This is a genomic window from Cupriavidus sp. CP313, assembly GCF_054072015.1.
In genome coordinates this window covers 49,980-72,050 of sequence record NZ_JBSVZB010000038.1, presented here as the reverse complement: position 1 = coordinate 72,050, position 22,071 = coordinate 49,980, and the positions used below count along the sequence as shown (strand labels likewise).

Sequence of the window (22,071 nt, the reverse complement as noted above, 5' to 3'; positions counted from 1 at the left end):
GAAACTACAGGGAACAGCGGGCGTCCTTGAATCTACTGAAGTTCCTGGCGAATGACTTGAGAATCTCCATCGTCCTCGTTGGCACCCAAGATGCAGTAATGGCGTTGCAGACGGACCCGCAGATGGTGAGCCGGTTCACACGCTTCGAAATTCCCAGGTGGCAAGAATCGGAGGCCTTCCGATGCCTCCTTGCCGCCTTTGAACGGCTTCTGCCCCTTCGACGGCCGTCAAACCTGGCGCGGCGAGAGATGGTTCACGCGATTCTTGCAGCGAGTGGCGCACTGACCGGGGAGGTATAGTGTCCATGATCGCCTATCGCGGGCACGATCCAGTCACATGCCCATCACGCGAATGGTCGGTCAACTGCAGCGATCGCGTCTACATGGTCGGCGTCGGACGCTTACGCTTGAGTCGCAATCGCTTGCTTTACTAAATGGACCAAAGCAGGGCATGGCAACATGCCCTGCCTATTACTCATTGGTGATTAGACCTGTCGGGTCATAGCCGGGTAAGCCTTCTGAAGCTTGCTGCGGGCCAGCTCGCGGTGAACGTCTTCCTTCAGAAGATATACGGAGGCGGCGAGCAGAACCACATCCTTCATCAGGAATGCAACCGGCCCGACCATCGCAGGGAACCCGCCGGCAGACGGCTCCCAACCGCCAGGGATAAAGGGAATGATCGTGACAGTCGCTACGAATGTGCCCACGGAACCAAGGGCGCCAAGAATCCCCAGCTTCTTGTTCCAGAATCCGGAAAAGATCAGCGCGCAGAACGTCCATTCAGCCAGCCCTAGGAACCAGCTAGCTCCCCGCACGCCGAAAACGGGGTACATCCATGAAATCAGAGGTCCGTTGCTGATGTACGGAACCAGAACATCGGCTTCATACTGAAACCACTTCTGATAGCCAAAGAAGAAGAACATGATGACCATGGAGGCCCGAACAATATGGTAATCGGTGTCCTGCTTGAGAAGGGTCGATAGTTTGGTAAGAATTGAGTCCATTTAGAGTCGCCCAAGATGATAAATTGCGCCGCTAAGCGGCTTCTCATTACTGCTATCGCTCACGCACCGTCGGTGAACGGATCGCGTCGCTCGAGCACCGACCCGGCACCACCGGAGTAGATGTCTCGAGCGTCGATGACGGCGCGGGCTCCGTCAGAGAACGGATCACGCTTGTCAGTAACCGAGCGTGCTGCTGACGTTGCTGAGGCGCTTCCGACTCGCGCGTTCTTCCCGTGTGGATACTCACCCTGTACGGCATTTGCAACGGTGGCCGTCGCGCCGAGTGACAGGATAATGGCGTTTGCAATGATTGCCTTTTTTAGCAGTTTCATGATGAACCTTGAGTGATGTTTTCTAAAATTGCACGTCGCCTGATGGCTAACGTGTGCTGCAACGCGAAAGCAAAGGGTTGGCAATCACCTGCCCCTGCGGTGTATCAATGGCCTTGGAAGGCCATGGAGCCGTTTTGATGAACCCAGACGCCTTTGGCTGCGTGAATATCAGGAAACAAATTAACGAGTTCAACGACTGTATTGCCTGGCCGGGCCGCGAAGCTCCAGCCGGCAGAGGTTGCTCCAAAGTCAAATCGAACAGTTTCGCCTGCATGCACCTGGACCGACTTGGCCTCGGGCGTCACCAGGACAGTTCGCGCGCCTTCGACGGATGTGGCTCGCTCTCCGAAGAGCCTCGCAATGGAGGTCGATTGCCTTTCCACATTGGGCTCGGCTGCGTGAACCGACAACGCTGTTGCAGCGCTGAGGACTAGCAAGATGGCCGCTGCCAGCAGGGCTGCGTTGCGACTAACGGCGTCTCGATACTTGGTGGTCATCCTTCACTCCATGAAGAGTTGTTCGTGACCTGAACTTTAGGTCTTGCGCATGAGCTTGTTGAGACCCAGGTTTATCAAAATGATGCTCTAGAGTATCGCTCGATGCGCCAAGTACGACATGAGGGCGGGCTCGCGGCCTTGCGACAAGGAGCCCGTCCCAAAGGCCTCACGACGCGTCGGCCAAAGGGACACTAAGGCGTCAGGGCCTCTCCCCTTGCATGAGGCTTCAGAACCTATGACGAATACCAATCAGAGCAGCGAATTGACTCTCTCCGGACACAGTCTGTTCTGAAGTTGTTGTGAGGGTATTCGGCACCCGTGTCAGCGACGGACCGAAGCCGCCTAGGCCGAGACTAGATCCATGACGGTTCCAGGCGTAAGCAACCACAGGGTACAGATCCGTGCGCTTCGCAAAAGCATATGACGACTGCCACACAAGCTAAACGGATCAGCAGCACTGTTCTGCACGTCGGTGTAGTACGCTGCGCTTGTCATGGAAAGTTGTGGCGTTACCTGGTACTGAACACCAAGCCAGTATAGGTTGGTGTGCGTTGTTCACTGGTCTGGTAGTTGCCGCAATACCAATAGTGTGGACAGCTTGCACGACGGCGGCGCCCTCTCCAACTGCGGCGGCTACGCGCTTGACTGATCCACCCCTAACATCACCAACAGCAAAGACACCTGGCAGGCTGGTCTCCATTGGCAAAGGCTGGCGTTCTCCAAGCTTGGCTTACGATATCGAGCGCCAGTTGCGATTACTACGGCTCGCGCCCTAACACTTTCACCACTGTCCATATCAAGGGATACTCCGTGCCTGCATTCGATAGAGCCGTCACTGCGACGGGTACGGCGGGACCTCTACGCCAAACTTTCCGGACTGCGCCAGCCCTCTGCCACCAGCGAGTGCTCGTCCCGATATCCCAGTCGGAAATCCAAAGCAATTTTCGATCTTTGAGCTCGTTCCAGCTTTTGTCCACGAGGGGCCGTTGCATCGAGTACGACTGTGCGAAGTCCTTCGGACGCTCCATAGACGGCGGCAGCAAGGCCCGCTGGCCCCGCGCCGACAACAGCCAAATCGAACCGCCTACCATGCAACGGTTCGGGACTAAGTCCAATGGCGTCCGCAAGCGCGCGGCTTGACGGACGGCACAATACATCTGCCTTCGATGTAATTACTGCGGGCAAATCGTCCGGGCCTACTTGAAATCGCTCCATTAGCGCACGCGCCACTGCATGCCGGTCGACGTCCAGGTATAAAGCCGGGTAGCTACTGCGGGACAGAAATTCCCTAAGCCGCAATGCTTCGGCTGTCTCTTTTGTAGCGATCACGACAACACCGCCGGCTGCCTAGTCCTCAATGAACGAGACGCGCCGAAGAATGAAAGCCCGCATGAAGATTTTGCTGAGTCCGGTCTCCATCACCACTAGTGTTCGCATTCCCTCTGGCCCGATCACTAGCAATTCAGCATCAGTCTCCACGCGAACGGTCGCGACTGCAGCACGTCCAACGAGAGACCCGATATCACCAGCAAACATTCCAGGGCCGCGCGTTCCCAAGCTGCTTGAGCTATGGCATTGCAACGCTCCGCTGCCAACGAGCCCTTCAGAACCACGTACGTCGATATGCTCCTGTCCTCCTGCCGACAAAGGACATGCCCCGCCGGGAACTTACAAACGGACCCGTACCTTAGGATACGGTTGAGCTGCGACGGTTTAAGAACCGGGTTCCATCTATCATCCCGTGCGCGCAGGCCACCATTTGGGTCCGAATCGTCCATAACGTCTCTCCATGCAGGTAGACACTCTGAGCCCCGCGGTTGCAAAGCATTGCGAAGAGGCCAGCTTGGATTTACTTCAGCTGCGTCAAGTTACCCGATTCGATCCCCAAACAGCGCTTATATGTATCGCGGTTGCCACATACCAAGGTGTCGGTATTGCTCGCCCGAATTGCAGATATATTCCGATAAAATTTCGGACGACATGCTCGCAAAGTAACTAGCCAGCCTGGTCTGCTGTACTCGCAGCTGAGTCGCCGAATGATGAAATAGCCGTCTCCGAGTGATCCTCCGGTTGAGAAGAAGCCTCGACTCTGCGGCGCCATTGTGCTGGTGTCATTCCAAGCTGCTCAGTGAACGTGCGGCGGAAAGCGGCGACGGATTGATACCCGGCGGCTTCTGCGACGGTCTCCGTCTTGGCCATGGGGTTCTTTAATGCATTTGCCGCAAGACTCATGCGAACCGCGACTAACAAGTCATGGGCAGTGCGACCAAAGCTTTGCTGGAACTGCCGCATGAAGGTCGCGCGTGACATGTTGCAGCGCTGCGCAAGTTCGGGCGCTGTCCAAGGACGTTCAGGCTCGTTAAAGATAGCCGAAATCGCTGACGCCAATCGCGGATGGCCAGCGAGTCCCAGAAGGCCCGTCGGCGGACGGTCGGACTCGCTTGCCAAGCGTATTGTCAACGCGAACAGGGTAGTGGACAACGCATTTAGCATGGCGTGCCCTCCAAGACCGTTTCCGAAGGATTCAGTGCGCATTAGATCTACAAGGCTTGCCAAGTCCGACCGCATGCTGGAGTCCGATTTAGACGCCGTGGCACTGACGACGAGCGCCGATGGCAGGAAATTTCGAGTGAGGCGGTCGTGTGGCGGCGAGATGAAGAAGCGCCCGCACAACATGTCCAGCCGGCCTCCAGCGCCGTCGTTCTCGCTAACAGTTACGTTACTGTCGTTCCGTACGCGCGCAGGACCTGGTTGCTTGCCGCCCCCGTCGTGGAGTACGTGGGCGGAACCATGCGGCAGCAACGCTATATCACCGGCGTGAAGCGGAATAGGCGAGGAGCCGGTAGGCCCTTCGAGAACCGCTGACCCATTCAGCACCACATGATAGGGAATCTCTCCCAATTCAGATTCCTCGTAGACGACACGCCACGGCGATCCATACGCGCAGCGGACATCCAGCTGGCCCGTGACCGTCATGATCTCGAGGAGCCTGCTCAGCCAATCTCTTAAGGGGGGCATGATTATGTGAAAGTGATACGTTTGAGCATTCCATTGAGCCAATCGCGCCTCGCCAGGCTTAACCTGTACACCTACGATAGAGTCCTCCAATCGATTTTCAATGGAGTTAATGATGAGCCGTATCTCCGTACCAGCAGTCGATTCCGCAATCGGTGCCACTGCAGAAGTCTACGCACGGGTCAAGAGGATGACTGGCGGCATCCCGAACTTGTTTTCCGCGCTCGGCCACGTCGCACCGGTGACTCTCAGTGCATATCTGAACGCCGAGGAAGCCCTTACGGCCGGAAGCCTTAGCAAGCAGGAGTTGGAGACGATCAATTGGTCGTGAGTGAATTCACTGGCTGCGGCTACTGCATTGCTGCGCATGTCATGCTTGGTAAGATGGTAGGCCTGTCTGCTGACACCATTCGCCAGATTCGTACGGACCAGCAGACTGGTGACGCGAAGCGTGATGCTCTGATTCGGTTCGTGCGAGTCATCAATGAATCGAGCGGAACTATCAGCGACGAAGAGTTTGCCGCCGTCCGCAGCGCTGGCTTCACCGAGACGCAGGTGGCAGACATCGCCCTCGCTGTCGCACTAACTGTGTTCACAAATACCTTCAATCGGGCTAACAACACGGAGCTTGATTTCCCCCCAGCGAACTGACGCCGCGCGCGGGGGAGATGCTGGGCGATCATCTTCCTCGCGCCATTGTGGACAGCCGAAGTCGACTGCAATGCTACTGCGAAATGATCGCCGTAGCTAATTGCCGGTTCTGAAAATGAGCTTTCCATCCCACGAGAGGGTAGGCCAGTCCGTTGGCAGTGAGCAACTATTTGAACGACATACGGACAGACTAGATGCGATGAAAATCTTTGTCGCCGTTGTCGATGAAGGCGGTTTCTCGCCTGCATTCTTTTGATCCGATCGAGGATTCCTTTTCGACGGACGAGTATCTACAGTGCTTGTCGTGCGGGTTGAACGATCCACACAAGTTTTAGCGTCTATTGTTACGGGGGTAGCGTTGTGCTGGGGCGACCTGATGCTCGCGTGAGTCGCAGGTGTAACCGTGTCGGAAGGAAGGAACTCGAACCGCTCGGAGCACTCTGGCGAATCCAATCTAAGCGGAGCGTGCTGGTGTGAGCAAGTAAGTACACTCGCACGATACCAATGTATGTTGTTGCACTTGCAGCACGTCACTAACATTCAGGGTAACGTGCTTGTGTTTGGCGATGAAGTGACGCGGCCGGGTTGCGTGTTTTTGCTGGCTTTGCGCGTCGCCTGATTTGAGATCGCTCCCGGAAGCAACGCTGCTCCGTGGTGGCGAACGATGGAGAAGGAGCGATCATGAAATTTCAGATAACCGAACGAAACGAGTCGGGCAATTGGCATCTGGTCCGATGGGCGATGGTGGCAATTTTTATCTGGTTTGAGATCCAGAAATTCACGTCATACGCGGCCGACGCGATCGCCCCGCTCATATCGCACAGCCCGTTCATGAGCTGGTTGACAGTATTCGGCGTAATAGGCGAGGCGAGGGTCATCGGGACGATCGGTTTCATCACGGCGGCGCTCTTGATCATCGGGGCGCGACGCCACTGGCTGCAGCTATGGATATCAGTTATGGCGAAAAAGCGATCGCGAACCGGACGGGAATCTGCGCGCTGAGCGGTACGGCGATAAGGCGTGGTGATGCGATATTTCGGCCTAGCGTATCGAAGGCAAGACCGCCAATTGCCTTCGGAATGATCCTCGCCATCTACATCGATTGCCCGCGACTTGTGCCTGGACGAATAGGCGATTGCACCTGATGAGCGAGCGGTCTCTGTTGCAGCCTTCGCCCAGTAGTCCGCTGATTCCGGTCGCAGGCGAAGAAGAAAACTATTCGGCGACCGGCGGGAGGAGAATACCATGGACCAGCTGTTTGCATTACGCGTGTTCGTTGCGGCGCGCGCGTCCAAAACCTCCCCAAGGCACCCGAGAATCGAACTGTACTTGACGGTCGGTTTGACATCGGACTCCTGCCATCAGATCTGGTTTGCCACCGCAGCGTTTTTCGGCGAACGGTGATGCGCTCTGGGCGGGTTTTGGTTGCCGCCCCCTCATATCTCGTTGCTGCCGGCCCCTTGCGCGGTGCAATGGACCTCAAAAGATGTTCATTGCTACTGAGCCCGCTTTGCACGAGGGGAGTGTACGGTTGATCGAGGCAGTCGAATCGGGCCAGCCCTTCATGATACCGTCTTGCAATCGGATCAGCGGGGCGATATTTTCTTGCATGTAGGCGCGCTCGCAAACATGGCCATCGGATAGGCGCCCGAGAGCATTATGGCGGCCGACTTTGCCGTCGGGCACCTGCAGCGCGTGCTCCCCAATTGCGAGTTGGATGTGGCCCGCATCGACCTGTGCTTTTTCTGTCGCGGGGTAAATGCCGGCTCGGCGTCGGTCGTTTATCGAGATATGCATCGCTCCGTCCAAAATGTGACAATTTCCGCGCTCCGGTGCCACTAAACGCGTAGCGGCAAGTAAAGCCGCCAGACCGAGTTCACTCGCCTGGCCGATTGCACGGTCATAGAGGCGCGTAGAGAGGCTTTCAACTGGCGAGCGCCCATTGGTCGCCCATTGTGGGGGTGGCTCACGAAACGGACAAAATCGTACGTAAACCTTGAATGGGCGTGGCGGCCGAAACTTGCCGCGCTCGACCAGCCTATGCTGCCGCCAGATGTAATCGCCGGTCAGGTTGATGTGCTCCCAGCCGAGCGGTGATAGGTATGGTAGCAACTTGTCGGTCCACCGTCTGCTCGTTCTGGCGCAGCGCCCCAGTGCCGCGCTCCAGGTACACCGTGTTCCACAACACGATGGCGGCCACCACCAGGTTGAGGCCGCTGGCGCGGTAGCGCTGGTTCTCGAAGCTGCGATCGCGGATTTCGGCGAGCCGGTTCAGGAACACGGCGCGGGCCAGCGAGTTCTTGGCCTCGCCCTTGTTTAGGCCAATCTGTACGCGGCGGCGCAGTTCGACGTTCTGCATCCAGTCGAGCGCGAACAGCGTGCGCTCGATGCGACCCAGCTCGCGCAGCGCGACGGCCAGACCGTTCTGGCGCGGGTAGCTGCCTGGCTTGCGCAGCATCAGCGAGGCGGTGACGGTGCCCTGCCTGATCGTGGCCGCCAGCCGCAGGATTTCGTCCCGATGGGAGCGGATGTGTTTCACGTTTACCCTACCGCCGATTAGGCCGGAGAGCGTCGGATACTGCTTGGCGTCGCCATGGATGTACAGGCGCTTGTCCGCGAGGGTCGCGAGTGGCAGCAACTGGTTGAAGTCTGCCGAGTCGTCGACACCGTGCTGGTCGTGGTTTGCTATGAAGACGGAGAACCACGTAAGCGTGATCGCCGCAAGCCGAGAGATCAGTGGCTGGCGCTGATTCCCGATGCCCATGACGGGTACGTTGACTGGGACGAGTTCGAACGAGTCCAGCGCACGATCAGTGCCAATGTGCGGATGGCCGGACATGCTGGTGCGCCGAAGAAAGGGGAGGCTTTACTGGCAGGGCTGCTGCGGTGCCGGCGCTGCGCGAGCAAGCTGACGCTACACTACACGGGTAACCAGCACGACGACTTGCGCTATTCCTGTCATCGCGCTTGGCTGGACAAAGGACAGCCCCGCTGTATTGCGTTCGGTGGCGCGCGCGCCGACGCGGCCATTGCACAGGCGGTCCTTCAGGTGTCGTTCAACCTGCAGCAATCGAGGCAGCTATCGTGGCTCGCGAAGAAGAGACCCGGAAACAAGACGAGGTGCTGGCTGCGCTGCAGCGGGATCTGCAGGCGGCCCGCTATGCCCGCAGCGCGCGCAAAAGCAGTATGACGCTGCCGACCCCGAGAATCGACTGGTCGCCGACGAATTGGAGCGACGCTGGAATGATGCCCTGTTGAGCGTCAAGGAACTGCAATCGCGTATCGAGCAACAGTCAGGCGCATCCGGCCAGATCCCCCCGGCCAAGCCAGAGGAGTTTGCCGACCGCGCTACGGCGCTGGAGTCCATATGGCCAGGGGCCGATGCCCGCCTGAGGAAGCGCATTGTACGTGCGCTGATCCACGAAGTGTGGACAATGCAAAGAGTGAGATCGTGCTTATGACCCACTGGAAAGGCGGCACTCATACCGAGGTTCGGGTACCCCGACGGCGCCGCGGGCAGAGCACCTCTCACACTTCCCGCGAAGCAATTGATGCCGTACGCTCACTCGCCCGGATCTGTCCCGACTTGCTGATCGCCAGCATACTCAATCGCAATGCTTGCGAACCGGACGCGGCAATTACTGGACATAGGAACGCGTCACCGCGCTGCGCAGTTTCCATCAGATTACCGTCTATTCAAGCGAGCAGCGGACCGCCGAAGGATGGATGAATCTGACCGGGGCTGCGGCCTTCATTGGTATCAGTCCCAAGACCCTCAGGCTTGCGGTCGAACGCGGCGAAGTCGCCGCGGAGCACCCGCTGCCCAATGGACCTTGGATCTTCAATCGTCATTCCCTCGATGCCGATCGCGTTGCCGAGCTCGTGCGCGTGCCCAGGCGCGGCGCGGCCGTCCCACAATACCAACGACACGGCAAGGTTCTCTAGATTTATCAACGACATAGCGAGGTTGGGCAGTATGAAACATTCTTGTAGAACACTTCGATGTAGTCGAGCAAGTCGGCCGTTGCTTCCCGGTGCGTCCGGTAGCGCGTGGCGTGTACCCGCTCATTCTTCAGGCTGTTGAAGAAGCTCTCCGTGGGCGCGTCCCAGCAATTGCCCTTGCGGCTCATGGAGCAGCGCATGCCGTATTCCGTCAGCCTGAGTTGGAAGTCCTGACTGGCATACTGCCGCGATCCGAATGATGCATGGCGCCCGGCGCCGGCTTGCGACGGAACCAGGTCGTCGTCAGCGCGTCGGTCACGATGTCCGCGCTCATGCGCGACTTGATCGACCAGCCCACGACCTCCCGATTGAACAGATCCAGCACAATTGCCAGATACAGCCATCCCCCATCCGTCCAAATGTACGTGATGTCCGATGTGAAGACCTGGTTCGGCGCCAGCGGCGCAAAGTTGCGCTCCAGCAGGTTTTGCGCGACCGGCAACCTGTGCTTCGAGTCCGTGGTGACTCGATAACGGCGCTTGTGGCGGGCCCGGATACCGACAGCGGATAGTGCCGACGCTGCGATTCGAACTTCACAGGAGGTTTTTCGCGAAGAACGCCGCCGCTTTTTTTGCGATTTCAAGTTCCATTTGCAGGCGCTTGTTCTCAGCTCTGAGGCGCGACAGCTCCATCTGTTCCGGCGTCATCACCTTCGCCCCTGCGCCTCAGCATAGCGGCCTCTTCGGCCTTGATCCAATTGCGCAGCGTCTGCTCCGACATGCCCATTCGCGGGCAACGGCGCCCACCCTTCGCCCGTCTTTCACCCGCTGCACGGCCCCTGCCTTGAACTCTGCCGTGTACGCTTGTTTTGGGATCTCTTCTTTCCTTCCTTTGGGTCGAGTTTACACACCACCTACTGGAAGGCGAAATTTCGGGGGAACCTCACTTCTCATACGGGTAGTCGCCTTGCATTGCGTGCGCAACGGTGGTTGCCGCGCCGAGCGTTAAGGCAATGGTGTTTGCAACAATTGCTTTGGTGAGCAGTTTCATGATGGACATCGAGTGGTATCGTTTCGGAATTGCGAAAGCTATGCTGGCTGTACGCTTCCAATGAAGGGAAGGGCGAATCCTTTACAGTCGACCTTGCCGCTAGTCTTCAATGGCCAGCAAACGTGTTGGACCCGTTCTGGTGGATCCAGACACCTCTGGCTGCAGTGATATCGGGGAACAGACTGACTAGTTCTACAGCCGTGTTCCCTGGGCGGGCCGCGAAGGTCCAACCCGCCGACGTAGATCCGAAGTCAAAACGGACCGTTTCTCCCGCGTGTACCGGAATCGCTTTGGTTTGCGAACTAACTCGGACCTCGCGCACACCGTCAACGGATGAAGCTCGCTCGCCGAAAAGCTTGGCGACGGAAGAAGTTTGCGGGCTCACATCTGGGTTCAGCCGTTTGTGCAGCGAAAGAGTAGCGCTTACTGCAACCAGCGCGGCAGCGGCCATATGGCGTACAGCGTTGCCAAGAGGATTTTGGATACCTCGATGATGTCTGGTCATCCTTGACTCCAAAGAGAGGTTGTTGGTGAGCTGTACCGCCGCCGGGTCACCTCCTCCAGAAATTAATGAGGCAAAAAAAGAGCCCACGTTGCCGGCGGGCTCGGGAAGAAGCACCGGGTCTCGCTGTTGCGAGGCAGTTAGAATGCTATGCGGGCGGAAGCCTTGCGACCACCATACAAAGGTGTCCTTCGCATTACCACGCGAAAAACTGGTGAAGCGACTGGACCGCCGCGGCGCCTTCCCCTACAGCGGCGGCGACCCGCTTGACGGAGCCGCTTCGCCTTCGTGCGTTCCTTGCTCAAAGGAATGGTTGGAGAAGGCTTTCATGGGCAAGATGGACGAGGCAACACGCAAACGAGTGCGTGCCGGGTGATTGATGCTGGCAGGCAAGACGCCAGCGCAGGCCGCCAAGGCGGTAGGGGTGTGGCTCGGCAAACCGCGTACCATGGAAGGCGCGACTCGATGAAGGCGGCATCGAGGCATTACGTTCGATGGCCACAGGTCGCCCGGGCGCAACTGCAAGACGGGCAGCTCGACACGCTGCGTAGCGCACTGCTACAAGGTGCGCTGGCCCACGGCTTTGGCACCGAACTGTGGCTGCAGGTCAGGGTCGCGGTTTTGAACGGGGAACTCTCACCCGACCACATCTCGGCGCTCGAGATCGCCGCCTCGCGTCACAGCAGATGCATCGGGCCAGCATCGCCAAACCGGCACCGGCCAACGAACAGAATTTACGCTGACATCCTCGCCGCAAGTCAGGGCGCCTGACGAGATCGGCCTCCATCTTTTGCACGCTCTCCTTCACGGCTTCCGGACTAAGTCGCACCGACGCAGGAGCATGGCCAGCGTCAACAAATTCGATGCGCATGGGCGAGTCGGTCCTTGGACCATTGACCGGCGCCGGCACATCAGCCACGGAAATTGGCATACGAGTTGCCCATTCTCAGAAAGACGACACAAAGCTCGACACAAAAATAGACATACCAAGGTGTTAACCGAATTCACGAATGAAGACCTATATTTAGACGTTATTACGGCATGCGATCACGAGTCGAACAGAGGCATTGACCTGGGGTTCCCGAAAAGAGGGGAACATATTTAAAACCGGAGACGAGAAAATGAGGGAATTCCCCGGCAGCACGACGCCGTTTGATCCGCTTTCCCCCCTCAGGCTAGGTCCTTACGAGCTACCGAATAGAGTGGTTACAGTACCACTAACCAAGTGCCAGGACGATGAGCATGATGTTCCGAGCGACCATACCGTCGCGCACTATGCCCGATGCGCAAGTGCGGGTCTCATTATTACTGAACCTCTCCACATTTCACCTCAGGGAAAAGGCTGCATAGCCACGCCGGGGCTTTACTCCGACGAACAAGTATGCCAATGGCAACGCGTCACGAACGCAGTGCGCGCACAAGGCGGTCGAGTCTTTGCTCAACTCTGGCACGCTGGAGGCCTATCCCACAGGCTGCTTCAGCCGGGCCAAGCCTTGCCAGTTGCACCTTCCGCTATTCGTTGCACAGGGCCAGTCTTTGTCCTTGGAAAGTCTGTTCCCCTGGAAATTCCTCGCGCTCTCGAGAACAACGAGATCCCATTGATCATTGACCAGTTTAGCTATAGTTCCTGTCAAGCTATGAAGGCTGGGTTCAAAGGTGTCGAGATTTGTTCCGCCAATGGCTGCCTACTGGATCAGTTTTTACGAAATTCGACTAACCGTCGTGCCGACACATACGGTGGACCGGTCAAGAACCGCGTCCGCTTGCTAATCGAGGTGACACTAGCCGTCATTGATGTTTGGGGCCGAGATCGTGTTGGGGTTCGTATCGGACCGCTGTCGTCTAGTGCAGCTGACGACAGCGAGTTAGAGCAGTTGTTCACCTATGTTGCCCGTCAACTTGGCCAGCTTCGCATCGCATACTTGCATGTTTCGAATCGTAGCCATCGAAGAAGGATGGAAGCAGAAATTGATACACGTACACGTCAGCTGAGGATGGCATTTGATGGCGTCTATATATCGAGCCATCTCCACGCCGGTACGAATGGGGACCTCGCGATGAAGCCGTGCCAGGTGGATCTCATTTCCTACGGCCGAAATCTCGTACGCAACTCGGCTCCGATTGATCGCTTTTGCACAGGCTCACTTACCGAGCTTTCAGAAAGCACAACGTTCCGTGCCGACACAAACAAGGGACACCATGCGGTTGAAGGTGCATTTTACTGATCCCCTGTTGAGACATATGCAAGGCCCACCATGATAGAACTCATCGTTAAACGGTGCTCTGTCGATAGCGCCGAACTGCATATTACGTGCGACGACTCTGCTTCTGAACTCCAACTACGGCGATTCATACGTGCAAAGGTGAGCGTGGAGAACCTTCTACCTGCCCATGCAATCATCCATAGTTCGAGGCACTTTGACACTGGTATGGCGCAACTGGCTTGGAGAGTGCAGTGGCAACAATTGGCCGAGCATATCGCCTTAATCCGCTCGGCCTTTGCAGTGATCGGTCTTACCTATGTATATACCGCGCGCCGCCCCACGTGTTGAGGAACGTTAATTCTGGGAGTGGAAAGAAAATGGGGGGAGGGCGCGACATCGCGACTAAGGTGATGATGTGTCCTATGGGGTATTGGGGGCTGCCATGTCACTACGCTGGACTGCCTACGATCCCATACCGATGATGGGAGCGTCGAAACTGTTCAACTGGGGACAGTAGAGCGACCAACGTGTCACGTGGAGCCAGCGGACTTCGGTCTTTCGCTGCGGGAATTGCGACGGCTGGCTCTCGCACTACAACAGGCTGTGGCACAGCAGCAGGTTTTCGCTTACGACCGCGCCAAGAGAAAGTGCCCGTATTGCGGAACGTATCGCCGCATCAAAGATTGGCGTCCGCGCACGTTCGATACTGCGCTGGGCACAATTCATGTTCGCGTTCCACGGGTGGTGGCTTGCATGTGCCTGCCTGAGCCGCTTGACGAGAACGGCGATGAAGAAGACTACAGGGAATCGCTGTGCCCAATCGAACGGCTTCTTCCCTCACGAACTACCCCAGAGCTGGCCTACCTGTGTGCTCGTCACGGAGCAGCGGGATCATACAGGTCTGCTGCGGCCTTCGTTTCTGCGCTGACGTCGGTCTCTTGCCTTTCTCATATGCGAGTGCGACGCGAGACGATCAAGATCGGTGAGTACATTGAAGACCGCCAGTGGGATTTGTGGAAATCCCAGGCCTCGGCCAAACGGCAAAGGCCCGCGCAACCCTGAAGCGTGGCGGCGGGCAGCGTTCAGGCGCTCCCCGCGCCAACGTCCCGCCAACGCTCCGCAACCGTCGCCGTGCTCGGGCCCGTTTCCGGCGCCGGGCGGTTGAGATCCAGCAGCCCCGCCAGCACCGCCGCCAGCGGCGAGCGCACCGACGAGTGCAGCCACACCATGCCCACCGTCCGCTGCGGGCACGGCGCGGGCAGCGCCCAGCGCCGCACCCGGGCATCTTGCTGGCCGCCTGCCGCCCAGTCCGGCAGTACGGAAACCCCAAGGCCCTCCGCCACCAGCTTGGCAATGTGCTCGATCCCGTCCAGCTCGAACTGCACCTGCGGCCGGACATAGCGGCGGCGCAGGTAGTCGTCGGCGAGTTTCCCCGCCACCACGCTGCGGTCATAGCGGATAAACGGCTCGCGGGCGATGGTCTGCAACGGGTCCGTGACCTTCATGCCTGCGGACGTCAGCAGGATCAACGGCTCGTTGCGCAGCGGCACCCACTCGCAGGTCTTGGGCATGGCGAAGGAGGGCTGCACCAGCACTGCGGCATCCAGTTCGCCGGCGATAACTTTGGAAGTCAGCGTCGCTGACGTACCCGGCTCGATAAAGATCTCAATGCCCTGGTAGCGCCGCTTCCATTCCCGCAGCGCGCTCGGCAGCAGGCCCATCAGCGCGGTCGGCGCGGAGCCCAGGCGCAACGGGCCGGCCGGCAGTGCCGTGTCCGATGCCTCGGAGCGCAGGTTGCCGACCTCCCGCACCACCAGCCGGGCACGTTCCAGGATGCGGCTGCCGGCAAGGGTCGGGCGGACGGTCCGGCCCGAGCGCGCCAACAGTTTGCTGCCGATGTCGGCTTCCAGCGCCTTGATCTGTTGAGCGACGGTGGTGGGCGCCACGTCCAGGCGCCGCGCGGCTTCCGCGATGGAGCCGGCGTCCACGACGACCACGAAGGTATGCAGGAAGGTGGTATCCATAACCACGTATGTTACGTGTTCAGAAACATCCTGGCAGCGCTTTTTCGGTTGGTTTCGGTGAGCAACACTAGGGGCACTTACCCAGTCACCCAAAAACACCGAGAGAGACCCTCATGCCGATCATCCAGTCCATTGAAGTCTGTGTCGCCCGCGTGCCGCTGGAGCACGTCACCTCCTTCTCTAACCGCACCGTCACCGAGCGGCACTACGGGCTGGTGCGGGTGCGGTCCGCCGAGGGCGTCGAAGGCATCGGCTTCTGCTATGTCGGCAGCGCCGGCGGCGAGCTGTTCCGCGTCGCGGTGGAGCAATTGCTCGCGCCCGTGCTGATCGGCAAGGAATCGCTCGGCGTGGAAGGCCTGTGGCAACAGATGTACCAGGAGGCATTGCTGCAGGGCCGCATGGGCACTGTCATGCGCGCCATCAGCGCGCTGGACATCGCGCTGTGGGACATGAACGCCCGGGCCGTCGGACTGCCCTTGCACAAATACCTTGGCGCCGTCGAGCTGGACACGGTGGCCGCGTACGCAAGCGGCGGCTATTACGTCGATGGCAAGGCCGCCGAGATGGTCGGCGAGGAAATGGCCAGCTATGTCGAGCTCGGCTTCAAGGCGGTCAAGATGAAGACCGGGCGCTGGGATCCCAAGGGCGAGGAGTCCCGCGTGAAGGCCGCGCGCGAAGCCATCGGGCCGGACGTGGAGCTGATGCTGGACTGCAATAACGGTTGGGTCGACACGGTGCAGGCGATGCAGTATCTCAGCCGCATCGAACAGTACCGGCCGTACTTTATCGAAGAGCCGTTTGGCCCGGACGATATCGAAAGTCACGCCCGTCTGGCAAAGCTGACCTCCATCCCCGTGGCCACCGCGGAGATCGGCTACGGCCGCTGGTGCCACAAGCAGTTGCTCGACATGGGAGGCGCCGCCATCCTGCAGACGGATGCGGCGGTGTGCGGCGGCATCACCGAGTGGAAGCGCATCGCGGCCATCGCCGCCGGCTACGGCGTGCAGGTGTGCCCGCACTGGTTCCATGATGTGCACGCGCCGCTGGTGGCGGCCACGCCGAACGCGCGCTATGTGGAATTCTTCTGGGACGACCAAGTGCTGAATTTCCGTCGCCTGATCGACCGGCAGCTTGGCCACAAGGACGGCCGCGTCGTCCTGCACCAGACGCCGGGGCTGGGCTTCGGCTTTGACGAGCAGCAGGTGGCGAAGTACGGCAAGTGGACAACCACCGCCTGAAGTCGTCCCGGCCGTCGGCAGCACCGCATCAAACAATAAATAGACCTTGGAGACAACGATCATGGACCGCCGCGCTTTCACCCGTGCCCTTGCCACTCTCGCAACCGCCAGCGCCTTGCCGGCGCTGGCGGCCGATCCGACGCTGCCAAAAGGCCCGATCCGCGTGGTCGTCGGGTTTCCTCCCGGCGGCGGCACGGACGTTATTGCCCGCATCGTCGCCAACAAGCTCGGTGCGCTGTGGGGCGTGCCGGTCGTGGTGGACAACAAGGCGGGCGCCGCCGGACTGATCGCTGCGGCCGAAGTGGCCAAGGCGGCGCCGGACGGCAATACGCTGATGCTGGGCCATATCAACGCGCTCGGCATCGCGCCCGGTCTGCATGCCAGGCTCAACTTCTCAGCCGAGAAGGATTTCACGGCGATTGCGCTGGTCGGCAAGACGCCGCAGGTGCTGATCGCCAGCCGCGCGCAGCCCGTCAAGACCATGCAGGCGCTGATCGAACTCGCCAGGAAGTCGCCCAAGCAGATCACGTTCGGCTCCGCCGGCTCGGGCTCCGCGCAGCACTTGGCCCTGGCGCTGTTCGAGCAGCGATCCGGCATCTCTGTGTTGCATGTGCCCTACAAGGGCTCGGCGCCGCTGGCTACCGACCTGCTTGGCGGGCATGTGCAATTCGCCTTCGAAGGCATGACGACCGCGACCACCTTTATCAAGGATGGCAAGCTGATGGCGATTGCGCAGACCGGAAACAAGCGCGTCAAGAGCTATCCTGATGTGCCCACCGTGGCGGAATCCGGCTTTCCCGGGTTCGACGCCAGCATCTGGTTTGGCGTTGTCGGGCCGGCCGGCCTGCCCGCGGCGATGGTCGCGCGCATCAATGCCGATGTGAACAAGGTCCTCGCCATGCCGGATGTGGCCGCAAAGCTGGAGGAGTTCGGCGCGGAGGATGGCGGCGGCTCGCCGGAGCGGTTCGCCGAGTTCATGCGGGCCGAGCAGGCCAAGTGGGCCAAGCTGATCAAGGAACGGAAGATCACGGCGGAGGCGTAAGCGCCGGGCGCAGGCGGGCAGTCCTGCATTCGACATGGCTACGTGACATCACGCATCCGCAATCCATCCCACCGCGGACGAGGACGTAATTCAGGAAGCCGCCGCAGCTCGGACACAAAGCGACGGCCGCTTGGCTCGCACCACGGGCCCCGCGCATCTTTACCTGCGGGAAATCGGCGCCATCAAGCTGCTGGCGCGCGAAGAAGAGGTGGCCATCGCGATGCGCCAGGAAGCCGCCCTGGCGGAAATGATGGCGGTGATGGCTGCCTGCCCGGCCCGTTGTGTCCGAACTCCTGGCCATGGCCGAAAGACCTGATCACGGGAGCGAATAAATCGCAGGAGTCGCCTGTCTATCTGGTTGTGGATGGCTTGCCTGCGAATAAGCAGGCGGTTGTCAAAGACTATGTCGTCAGCACCTACGGCAAATTGGCGTTGTGCTTCCTTCCTGTTATGCACCTGACCTCAATCGAGATGAGCTAAATTAGTTTGGAGCCATGCCAAGCGGTCGGGGTAGCAACGCGGCCTCTGCAGAAGGGGGAGAAGCGGGCTCCCCGGGTCATGCCAAGACACGGGGAACCCGCTATCACAAGGGCGTGTCCCGCGCGGTGCCGCGGGTTCGGACGCCCAAACGCCATTGCACCTAACGCGGCCAAGGACGGGACAATGGTTGCGGGTCGCCCCACCTCCATGTCCGGAATGACATCGGCGGCCGGTCCGGCCTCGATTTCCTTCCCCTCCAGCGACCACGGCCGGAACACCATGTCAGACAGCACCGTGATGCCATGGCAAGTTATACCGAGAATTCCCCCCACTGGCTGCCGGACGCCAATTGCCCGGCACTCGAATGTCGGAGCGAGGCATCCTTCGCGAGAAGTGTGTTGGGGCCTGACCAACTATTGCCCGAGGCGTGGAACTATGTGCCGAATTCGCAGCTTTCACCCCTTTCCGACTTCTTTGTCGAATGACCAAATTCCACGGCTTCGCAAATCGCTTCCGCATCGGCCATGTCGATCTTATTCGTCTTCACATAGGGCTTGACGAACTGGGGAGCCATGAGCCGCATCGCCGAGCAGCCCGCGGATCTGATTCGCCTGCGCAGTGCGGGCGCGCACGAACCCGTGACGGGCGCGGTGTAGCGCAAGAACCGCTTGCTGATCGACGTTCTTGATGGGCACGAACCGCATATTCGGCCGTGGGCTGCGGATTCAACCGGCCATTCGGCGCACCGCTGGCATACGGCTAGAGGCTTCACGACGAAGCCACCTCGGAAACCGTGCATCGTGGTCGAAGATTGATTTGTCCACGTTTGTTGTACGGCTCCTACCCCCGACTTCGGCGTATGTGGACACAGTCGCGGTAGTCCATGGATGTGTGAGACGAAATGGCACTAATTCGAGCCGCTTCATCATTCACTGACTCATTCCGTCGCCCTACACTGGTTTGCATCAGGACGGCATTGACGCTACGCCTGGCCCCCTAACCAGAGTTAAGGAATTCATCATGAACGTAAAGACCATTGTTTCCGCGATCGCGCTCGCTTCCATCTTCGTTGCAGGCGCAGCCGAGGCGCGCATCAGCAACCGCGATGGCTACACCGAAGACGCCAAGGTATCGCGCTCGGCCGATCCGTATCTTGACGGTGCACGTTACGATGCCAACGGTCCGCGCAATCCGTTCGTGGACGGCGCTCGCATCGGCCCCCGCGACGTGTACACCGACGGCGCCCGCATCGTCGCGGGCCTGGACCATGTGGGTGTGTCGGCACCTCCGGCTCGCTCGGCCGACCCGTATCTTGACGGTGCACGTTACGATGCCAACGGTCCGCGCAATCCGTACTACGACGGCGCTCGCATTGGCCCCCGCGACGTGTACACCGACGGCGCGAGGGCGTAAGGACGGGCTCGATACGAAGTGCTCCTCTGCTGCTGCATGATGCCTTCGTACGTAGCTCCAAGGTATATAGACAACGTCCGGCGTGTTCAGGCCGGACGTTTCTATTCCCCGGCATTAACGAATGTATGCGCGATGGAATAACAAGGCCCCGGCGCTCCTTTTGTGACCCAACGTCGCTAAGCCGTGCAGGGCCTGCCAACTGGCAGGCTTCCGAAGCGCATCAGCATGTCGAAAATCGATATGTGCACACCGTGCATCCGATTCAGCATGTTCGAGTTGCGACTGTTTGCATCAGCCACTAGTGTCCAGCGTGGCGCCACGCCGCCGGCGTCACACCCATGTGTTCCTTAAAGGCGCGTCGGAAGGCGGCAACGGATTGATAGCCGACCCGCTCCGCTACGGCCTCGGTCGATACGATCGGGTTGCGTAATTCACTCGCCGCGAGCGTCATACGAATGTCCGCCAGCAGTTCGCTCGCGGACTTTCCCACCTTGTCGGTGAAATGGCGTGCCAGTGTGGCGCGGGACATATTGCAGAGTTGCGCCAGGTCTGGGAGCGTCCACGGATGTGCAGGATCATCGAGCATTGCGGTTAGCGCCGGCGCGAGCCGTGGATGCCCCGCAAGAGCGAGTAGCCCTACAGGCGCCGTTTCCGACTCACTGGCAAGCCGAAGCGCCAGCGCGAACAATGCGGCTGACAGGCCGTTCAGCATGGCAAGCCCACCCAGACTGTCGACAATCGATTCGCTTCGCATGAGATTGACCAAATTCACTACCTTCCCAGCGGTTTCCGACAACTCGCCGTCCTCCTCTCCAGTTCCCGCACGCACCACCAGCGCCGATGGCAGATAGTTGCGCACGAGCCTGTCGTGCTGAGGCGCGACCACGAACCTGCCGCATAGCATGTCCAGCCGGTCACCCCTTCCGCGGTTCTCGCTAACGATGAAGTTGGAGGTGTCGCGCTTGTGGGCCGGCGATGGCTTAACGCCGCTGCCGTCATGCAATACATGGGCCGACCCGTGCGAGAGCAGCACGATATCGCCAGCGTACATCTGTACTCACACATCACCGTCCTCGAGAATGGCCGATCCGCTCAGTATGACGTGGTACGGCATTTCCCCTGGCGCTGACCGTTCGTATGTCACCCGCCAAGGCGCTCCGTAGACACAGCGAATCTCGAGGCGCCCGCTCACGGGCATGATCTCCAGCAGTTGGCTAAGCCAGTCCATGATCGTGAACCCGATTCGAATGAGACGAATGAGCGTGGCATCGAGTATTTACGTCATTACAGAAGAAGGTCATCGTGCCCTCTGCATCGTTACCGCTTTCGATACCGCCACCGGCGCAACCGGGTGTCCAGGTGATAAGCCGCTGGTGGCTGTGGTCGTGCAATGCAGGTACCAAGGTAGCGACTTCGCAAAACCCCGCGATATGAGACGAATGAGCATGCAGACGATTATTTTTGGCATTCATTTAATCACTGGTCTCCCCTACACTGGTTTCCATCGGGACGGCATTTCTGCCACGCCTGGCAACTAACGAATGGAAAACCAACATGAACGCCCTCATCAACCGAATCTCCACCACCAGCCTGTTCCGCAAGGATCTCGACTACCACCTGGTACGGGCTTCGATGGTCATTATCTTCCTCTTCTTCGGTTACCAGAAATGGTTCATGGAAGGGCGGGCTGAGCAGCATACCCGGTCACTTCAACAAGAGCTAACGGCGCCCTGGATGCATCGGTAGCAAGTCTGTTATTCGCCGGTTACCGCGATGTTGCACACCGCTTCATCAACGATTTCAATTGCAACGCAATCGCGGACGGGGGCGTCCAGGCGCGGTCCGACAAAGGCGGGCGTCCTTGTGGGATTGTCGGCCGGCTAAGCGTTGCAGTCCGAAGGAATGATCGATTGTTTTCATGTTGCCTCGCTTGTGGATTGAGGTGCGTTGTCGTTTGCAGGGCTACTAGCTGTTTCGGAGCAGAGGATGTCCGCTACAAACGAAATGAAGTCTGCAACTATCGAGTAACGGCACGTTGATGAAATCCAAGCGATATCCAACGCCTTTCAAGAAAGGAAGAGTACCCAAAATGAGATACGTTACGTCACTTTCCCTCGCCGCTTTGCTTATCGCCCCGATTCTCGGTTATGCGGCACAGCCGGTCGAGGCGAGCGCAGGCACTCAGGCATTGACGCGCGAAGAAGTACGCGCTGACCTTAAGGACTGGCAGAGTGCAGGGCTGGAAGAACTTTGGTCCGAAGGGGAGGGGCCCGATGTGTACAGCGCGGAGTATCAACGGCGGTTCGCCACCTACGAACGTCTGCGGGCAGCCCGGGCTCAAACGGCGGCAGCTGCGGCGCACCCCGCCGGTTCGGGTGCAGATTAGTCGATTCTCGTTGTCGGCGAGTTGCGGACACGACGCACTACACTGGGCCGCGTAAGATTCGCGTCAATTCCATCAATCCTGGGGTGGTCGTGACCGAAGGCACACATAGTGCGGGAATCATCGGTTCCGACTTTGATGCTGCCGCCGTTAGCCAGACACCGCTAGGCCGGCTCGGACAGCCGGATGACATTGCGGCGGTGGCGGTGTTCCTCGCATCGGATGATGCGCGGTGGCTCACCGGCGAACATTTGATCACAAGCGGCGGCCTTCGCTAGCAAGCGAGTTTCAAGCT

At 59.3% G+C, this 22,071-nt stretch carries 26 protein-coding genes and 8 pseudogenes; 20 read left to right on the top strand and 14 right to left on the bottom strand.

Annotation, left to right across the window (positions count from 1 at the left end):
- The coding region (locus ACW4E8_RS34950) for a TniB family NTP-binding protein (RefSeq protein WP_456808673.1) at positions 1-299 on the top strand (299 nt) is incomplete at its 5' end.
- A 185-nt stretch (positions 300-484) separates the two neighbouring features.
- Here ACW4E8_RS34950 and ACW4E8_RS34945 read toward each other — a convergent pair.
- The 5 genes from ACW4E8_RS34945 to ACW4E8_RS34925 form a co-directional block, all read right to left on the bottom strand.
- Positions 485-1,003 (bottom strand): YkgB family protein, encoded by a 519-nt coding sequence (locus ACW4E8_RS34945; protein ID WP_456808672.1) that lies wholly within the window; start codon positions 1,001-1,003, stop codon positions 485-487.
- A 59-nt stretch (positions 1,004-1,062) separates the two neighbouring features.
- Positions 1,063-1,335 carry a hypothetical protein gene (locus ACW4E8_RS34940; RefSeq protein WP_456808671.1) on the bottom strand — a complete coding sequence of 91 codons (273 nt, stop codon included), beginning with the start codon at positions 1,333-1,335 and terminating at the stop codon, positions 1,063-1,065.
- A 104-nt stretch (positions 1,336-1,439) separates the two neighbouring features.
- On the bottom strand, positions 1,440-1,832 hold the full coding sequence (locus tag ACW4E8_RS34935) for a CzcE family metal-binding protein (RefSeq protein ID WP_456808670.1): 393 nt from the start codon (positions 1,830-1,832) through the stop codon (positions 1,440-1,442).
- Between the two features lie 858 nt (positions 1,833-2,690).
- On the bottom strand, positions 2,691-3,047 hold the full coding sequence (locus ACW4E8_RS34930; RefSeq protein WP_456808679.1) for an FAD-binding protein: 357 nt from the start codon (positions 3,045-3,047) through the stop codon (positions 2,691-2,693).
- Between the two features lie 780 nt (positions 3,048-3,827).
- On the bottom strand, positions 3,828-4,850 hold the full coding sequence (locus ACW4E8_RS34925) for a cupin domain-containing protein (protein ID WP_456808678.1): 1,023 nt from the start codon (positions 4,848-4,850) through the stop codon (positions 3,828-3,830).
- Positions 4,851-4,962: 112 nt separating this feature from the next.
- Between ACW4E8_RS34925 and ACW4E8_RS34920 the strand changes: the two genes are divergently transcribed.
- The 5 genes from ACW4E8_RS34920 (at position 4,963) to ACW4E8_RS34900 (ending at position 6,902) form a co-directional block, all read left to right on the top strand.
- A complete protein-coding gene (locus tag ACW4E8_RS34920; protein WP_456808669.1) occupies positions 4,963-5,178 on the top strand; it encodes a hypothetical protein in 216 nt (71 codons plus the stop codon).
- Positions 5,175-5,498 carry a carboxymuconolactone decarboxylase family protein gene (locus ACW4E8_RS34915; protein ID WP_456808668.1) on the top strand — a complete coding sequence of 108 codons (324 nt, stop codon included), beginning with the start codon at positions 5,175-5,177 and terminating at the stop codon, positions 5,496-5,498. Before ACW4E8_RS34920 ends, ACW4E8_RS34915 begins: the two co-directional genes overlap by 4 nt.
- A 681-nt stretch (positions 5,499-6,179) precedes the next feature.
- Positions 6,180-6,500: a DUF417 family protein gene (locus ACW4E8_RS34910; RefSeq protein ID WP_456808667.1), complete on the top strand. Its 321-nt coding sequence runs from the start codon at positions 6,180-6,182 to the stop codon at positions 6,498-6,500.
- Complete coding sequence (locus ACW4E8_RS34905; RefSeq protein WP_456808666.1) at positions 6,443-6,643, top strand: DUF3331 domain-containing protein; 201 nt, start codon at positions 6,443-6,445, stop codon at positions 6,641-6,643. The genes ACW4E8_RS34910 and ACW4E8_RS34905 overlap by 58 nt, the downstream gene beginning before the upstream one ends.
- Positions 6,644-6,743: 100 nt before the next feature.
- Entirely contained in the window at positions 6,744-6,902 is a 159-nt protein-coding gene (locus ACW4E8_RS34900) for a hypothetical protein (protein ID WP_456808665.1), read from the top strand.
- Between the two features lie 75 nt (positions 6,903-6,977).
- On the opposite strand, the gene ACW4E8_RS34895 is transcribed toward ACW4E8_RS34900, so the two are convergent.
- Both ACW4E8_RS34895 and ACW4E8_RS34890 read right to left on the bottom strand, forming a co-directional pair.
- A complete protein-coding gene (locus ACW4E8_RS34895) occupies positions 6,978-7,295 on the bottom strand; it encodes a hypothetical protein (protein WP_456808683.1) in 318 nt (105 codons plus the stop codon).
- Positions 7,296-7,499: 204 nt separating this feature from the next.
- Positions 7,500-8,118: pseudogene (locus tag ACW4E8_RS34890) on the bottom strand (Tn3 family transposase); the annotation flags it as partial.
- Here ACW4E8_RS34890 and ACW4E8_RS34885 point away from each other — a divergent pair.
- The 3 genes and pseudogenes from ACW4E8_RS34885 to ACW4E8_RS34875 form a co-directional block, all read left to right on the top strand.
- Positions 8,092-8,442: pseudogene (locus tag ACW4E8_RS34885) on the top strand (hypothetical protein); the annotation flags it as partial. The pseudogenes ACW4E8_RS34890 and ACW4E8_RS34885 sit on opposite strands and share 27 nt — an antisense overlap.
- 140 nt (positions 8,443-8,582) lie before the next feature.
- Entirely contained in the window at positions 8,583-8,756 is a 174-nt protein-coding gene (locus ACW4E8_RS34880; RefSeq protein ID WP_456808682.1) for a hypothetical protein, read from the top strand.
- A 468-nt stretch (positions 8,757-9,224) separates the two neighbouring features.
- The gene (locus ACW4E8_RS34875; protein WP_456808664.1) at positions 9,225-9,443 is read left to right on the top strand and encodes a hypothetical protein; all 219 of its coding nucleotides are present in this window, start codon (positions 9,225-9,227) and stop codon (positions 9,441-9,443) included.
- A 44-nt stretch (positions 9,444-9,487) separates the two neighbouring features.
- Here ACW4E8_RS34875 and ACW4E8_RS34870 read toward each other — a convergent pair.
- Together ACW4E8_RS34870 and ACW4E8_RS34865 are read right to left on the bottom strand one after the other, a co-directional pair.
- Positions 9,488-10,315: pseudogene (locus tag ACW4E8_RS34870) on the bottom strand (IS3 family transposase); the annotation flags it as partial.
- A gap of 281 nt (positions 10,316-10,596) precedes the next feature.
- A complete protein-coding gene (locus tag ACW4E8_RS34865) occupies positions 10,597-10,941 on the bottom strand; it encodes a CzcE family metal-binding protein (protein ID WP_456808677.1) in 345 nt (114 codons plus the stop codon).
- A 430-nt stretch (positions 10,942-11,371) separates the two neighbouring features.
- Here ACW4E8_RS34865 and ACW4E8_RS34860 point away from each other — a divergent pair.
- The 3 genes and pseudogenes from ACW4E8_RS34860 to ACW4E8_RS34850 all read left to right on the top strand — a co-directional run.
- Positions 11,372-11,628, top strand: a pseudogene (locus ACW4E8_RS34860) (helix-turn-helix domain-containing protein); the annotation flags it as partial.
- A 485-nt stretch (positions 11,629-12,113) separates the two neighbouring features.
- A complete protein-coding gene (locus tag ACW4E8_RS34855) occupies positions 12,114-13,217 on the top strand; it encodes an oxidoreductase (RefSeq protein WP_456808663.1) in 1,104 nt (367 codons plus the stop codon).
- 513 nt (positions 13,218-13,730) lie between these two features.
- Positions 13,731-14,258, top strand: coding sequence for a hypothetical protein (locus tag ACW4E8_RS34850; protein WP_456808662.1), 528 nt, complete (start codon positions 13,731-13,733; stop codon positions 14,256-14,258).
- A gap of 20 nt (positions 14,259-14,278) precedes the next feature.
- Here the strand turns inward: ACW4E8_RS34850 and ACW4E8_RS34845 are convergent, their stop codons facing one another.
- Positions 14,279-15,220, bottom strand: a complete 942-nt coding sequence (locus ACW4E8_RS34845; RefSeq protein ID WP_456808661.1) for a LysR family transcriptional regulator — start codon at positions 15,218-15,220, stop codon at positions 14,279-14,281.
- Between the two features lie 113 nt (positions 15,221-15,333).
- On the opposite strand from ACW4E8_RS34845, the gene ACW4E8_RS34840 reads away from it, so the two are divergent.
- From ACW4E8_RS34840 to ACW4E8_RS34830, 3 genes are all read left to right on the top strand, one after another.
- Positions 15,334-16,458 (top strand): mandelate racemase/muconate lactonizing enzyme family protein, encoded by a 1,125-nt coding sequence (locus ACW4E8_RS34840; RefSeq protein ID WP_456808660.1) that lies wholly within the window; start codon positions 15,334-15,336, stop codon positions 16,456-16,458.
- Positions 16,459-16,519: 61 nt separating this feature from the next.
- Positions 16,520-17,500, top strand: coding sequence for a Bug family tripartite tricarboxylate transporter substrate binding protein (locus tag ACW4E8_RS34835; protein WP_456808659.1), 981 nt, complete (start codon positions 16,520-16,522; stop codon positions 17,498-17,500).
- A 130-nt stretch (positions 17,501-17,630) separates the two neighbouring features.
- Positions 17,631-17,816, top strand: coding sequence for a sigma-70 factor domain-containing protein (locus ACW4E8_RS34830; RefSeq protein ID WP_456808658.1), 186 nt, complete (start codon positions 17,631-17,633; stop codon positions 17,814-17,816).
- Between the two features lie 361 nt (positions 17,817-18,177).
- On the opposite strand, the pseudogene ACW4E8_RS34825 reads toward ACW4E8_RS34830, so the two are convergent.
- The 3 genes and pseudogenes from ACW4E8_RS34825 to ACW4E8_RS34815 all read right to left on the bottom strand — a co-directional run.
- Positions 18,178-18,282: pseudogene (locus ACW4E8_RS34825) on the bottom strand (LysR family transcriptional regulator); the annotation flags it as partial.
- Positions 18,283-18,413: 131 nt separating this feature from the next.
- Positions 18,414-18,554, bottom strand: a complete 141-nt coding sequence (locus ACW4E8_RS34820; protein WP_456808681.1) for a hypothetical protein — start codon at positions 18,552-18,554, stop codon at positions 18,414-18,416.
- 7 nt (positions 18,555-18,561) lie between these two features.
- A pseudogene (locus ACW4E8_RS34815) lies at positions 18,562-18,693 on the bottom strand (IS110 family transposase); the annotation flags it as partial.
- A gap of 307 nt (positions 18,694-19,000) precedes the next feature.
- Here ACW4E8_RS34815 and ACW4E8_RS34810 point away from each other — a divergent pair.
- Positions 19,001-19,393 carry a hypothetical protein gene (locus tag ACW4E8_RS34810; protein ID WP_456808657.1) on the top strand — a complete coding sequence of 131 codons (393 nt, stop codon included), beginning with the start codon at positions 19,001-19,003 and terminating at the stop codon, positions 19,391-19,393.
- A gap of 298 nt (positions 19,394-19,691) precedes the next feature.
- Here the strand turns inward: ACW4E8_RS34810 and ACW4E8_RS34805 are convergent.
- Positions 19,692-20,621: pseudogene (locus ACW4E8_RS34805) on the bottom strand (cupin domain-containing protein).
- On the opposite strand from ACW4E8_RS34805, the gene ACW4E8_RS34800 reads away from it, so the two are divergent.
- The 4 genes and pseudogenes from ACW4E8_RS34800 to ACW4E8_RS34785 form a co-directional block, all read left to right on the top strand.
- On the top strand, positions 20,620-20,931 hold the full coding sequence (locus ACW4E8_RS34800; protein ID WP_456808656.1) for a hypothetical protein: 312 nt from the start codon (positions 20,620-20,622) through the stop codon (positions 20,929-20,931). The pseudogene ACW4E8_RS34805 and the gene ACW4E8_RS34800 sit on opposite strands and share 2 nt — an antisense overlap.
- Positions 20,932-20,947: 16 nt before the next feature.
- The gene (locus ACW4E8_RS34795) at positions 20,948-21,139 is read left to right on the top strand and encodes a hypothetical protein (protein WP_456808655.1); all 192 of its coding nucleotides are present in this window, start codon (positions 20,948-20,950) and stop codon (positions 21,137-21,139) included.
- A 292-nt stretch (positions 21,140-21,431) separates the two neighbouring features.
- Positions 21,432-21,779 (top strand): DUF4148 domain-containing protein, encoded by a 348-nt coding sequence (locus ACW4E8_RS34790; protein ID WP_456808654.1) that lies wholly within the window; start codon positions 21,432-21,434, stop codon positions 21,777-21,779.
- 44 nt (positions 21,780-21,823) lie between these two features.
- A pseudogene (locus ACW4E8_RS34785) lies at positions 21,824-22,054 on the top strand (SDR family oxidoreductase); the annotation flags it as partial.
- Positions 22,055-22,071: the final 17 nt, after the last annotated feature.